This is a genomic window from Armatimonas sp. (assembly GCF_043760365.1).
GTDB lineage: Bacteria > Armatimonadota > Armatimonadia > Armatimonadales > Armatimonadaceae > Armatimonas.
This window is the reverse complement of record NZ_JAYUPA010000194.1, coordinates 1-2,126: the sequence shown is the minus strand read 5'-3', so window position 1 is coordinate 2,126 and position 2,126 is coordinate 1. Positions and strand designations below refer to the sequence as shown.

Genomic DNA, 2,126 nt, shown 5'->3' with positions numbered 1-2,126 from the left:
CAGAGCCTGATCCCCGCCGCGAACCAGAAGCGTGAGCAGATGGCACGGGAGATTCGCCAGCGTGGCTCCACCGCAGCGACGACAACCGATGCCTTCACTCTAGCGGTGAAAGTGAGCGACGAGCAGCAGTATGTGGTGTATGCGGCAGGAGGAGTGCGCTTCGGCAGAGGGGGAACGGCCTCTCTGGATCGTGTCGGCATTCTTATTTATGACAAAGGCTTACCCACGGCGGCTGTGGGAGCGCGGCGGGCGGACTGGAAGATCGGGACACGCTCGTGGGTACTGACCGAGGATAACAAGGATGAGCTGTGGATTGCGGATAAGAGCACGCTTCAGGTAATGACGAGCGACAGTGTTAAGCTGCGCGAGGTGGAGCTGGGCGCTCCTAAGGATCTGGAGAGCCTGGAGGGCCGGGTCACGGAGCTCTCCACGGCACTGCTCGCACAGCGGGCACGCCTGCGCCATGCGGAAGGGGATCATGCGGCGGCGCGTGAGGCGGAGATAGAGGCGCAGGGGCGTGTCTCGTTTCCGCTGGCGGCGCTCGTCTTTGCCATGGTCGGGGCACCGCTGGGAGTTCAGAGAACCCGCTCGGGCAAGGGGCTTGGTTTTGGCCTCTCGGTGCTCGTGACGTTTGTTTATTGGACGACGGTGCAGATCTTCCAGGCGATCGGTAAAGGCGGGGGGCTTCCTGCGCTGGCAGCCTGTCAGATTCCCAATGGGGTAGGAATCGGGCTGGGAATCTGGCTAATCTGGCGGGTCGCGCAGAAGGGCGCGGTAAACTAGAAATATCGTGAACACGACACTGCTCTTTTTTGCTCTCCTGGTACCAGTTTCAGGTTTTATTGCCTGGGCAGGGGACAAGATCGGCCACGTCATTGGTAAACGTCGCCACTCCCTTTTCGGGCTGAGACCTCGCCATACCGCCACGCTCATCACCATTCTCTCCGGGGTAGGTATCACAGCTGCGTCTTTTGGAGCGATGTTTCTCTCGTCGGAGAGCTTTCGGGATGTGGTGCAGCGTGGCAGTCAGCTCCGTCGCGAGAATGAGCAGCTCAGTGAGCAGATTCGTCAGAGTGGCCAGCGTGTTCGTCTTCTACAGAGCGACGCCACACGGGCCGAGCAGGAGCGCCAGAAAACCGAGAAAGCGCGCGATGAAGCGGCCCGACGGCGCACCGAAGCAGAGGGGAAGTTCGCCACTGCCACGAAGACACTTGCTCAGGCCGAGGCTGCCCTCACTGCTGAGAAAGGCCACCTCGGGCGAACCCAGGGCTCACTGGAAGCGGCGCAGCGGCAGGTGACTCTAGCGCACAGTGCCGTGGAAGAAGCCCGGCTCCGTCGTGAGCGCACCGAAGCTGCGGCAAAGCTCGTCGAAGGCAGGCTGGCAACAGCGCGTGGAGAAGCCAAGAGAGCACAGAGTCTCGCCGAGCGTGCGACGAGTGATTTCAACCTCGTCGTACAGGAGCAAAAACGCCGACTTGAAGGGCAAAAAAGCGAGCTGGACAAGCTAAGTGGGCGAGTGATGGAGCAGACACAGCGGCTGAGTGAGCAACAGCGGACACTGGATATGCAGGAGGGACAGGCAGTGCTTCAAAAACAAGAAGTGGTTCGTCTGGCAGCAGAACTAGAGCAACTGGAGAAGCAGCGCAAGGAACTGGAGAAGCGTCGCGACGAAGCCCAGGAGTCTATCAATGAGGTGTTTAAAATCACGGTCGCTCTTCGCAATGGGCAGATTAGCTACCGAGTGGGAGAGGAAGTGGCCCGTCTTTCCGTGGCGACCGGAAATGAGTGGAAGGTTCACAACATTTTAGAAGGCCTGCTGACTCTCGCCTCTCGTCAGGCGGAGCGGCGCGGCGCACGAACCGCACCCGGCGCGATACGCTCGGTCTGGATTCCCGATCGCCGTATCGCCGATGATAGAGGTAAGCTCCAGACACTAGACGAGGTTTCCGCGCTTCATACCGCCGCCCTAAATATCAGCAAGTCCAAAGAGGAAGTGGTGGTAGTGGTGACAGCGCTGGGCAATGCCGTCGTGGGGGAGCCGGTGCCCGTGGACATTCGCACCTGGCGCAACCCGCTGATCCTGACCGCTGGACAGTCGCTGGGAGAGCTCACTCTGGATGGGAACA

The 2,126-nt window shown here is 60.4% G+C and carries 2 protein-coding genes; both read left to right on the top strand.

Annotated features, from left to right (window positions below; all coding sequences use genetic code 11):
* Window positions 1-783 (top strand): LptF/LptG family permease (locus ACH2EH_RS04785; protein WP_395139454.1); only part of this gene is annotated, 783 nt, incomplete at its 5' end.
* Between the two features lie 7 nt (window positions 784-790).
* A partial coding sequence (locus ACH2EH_RS04780; RefSeq protein ID WP_395139452.1) for a DUF3084 domain-containing protein occupies window positions 791-2,126 on the top strand: 1,336 nt, incomplete at its 3' end.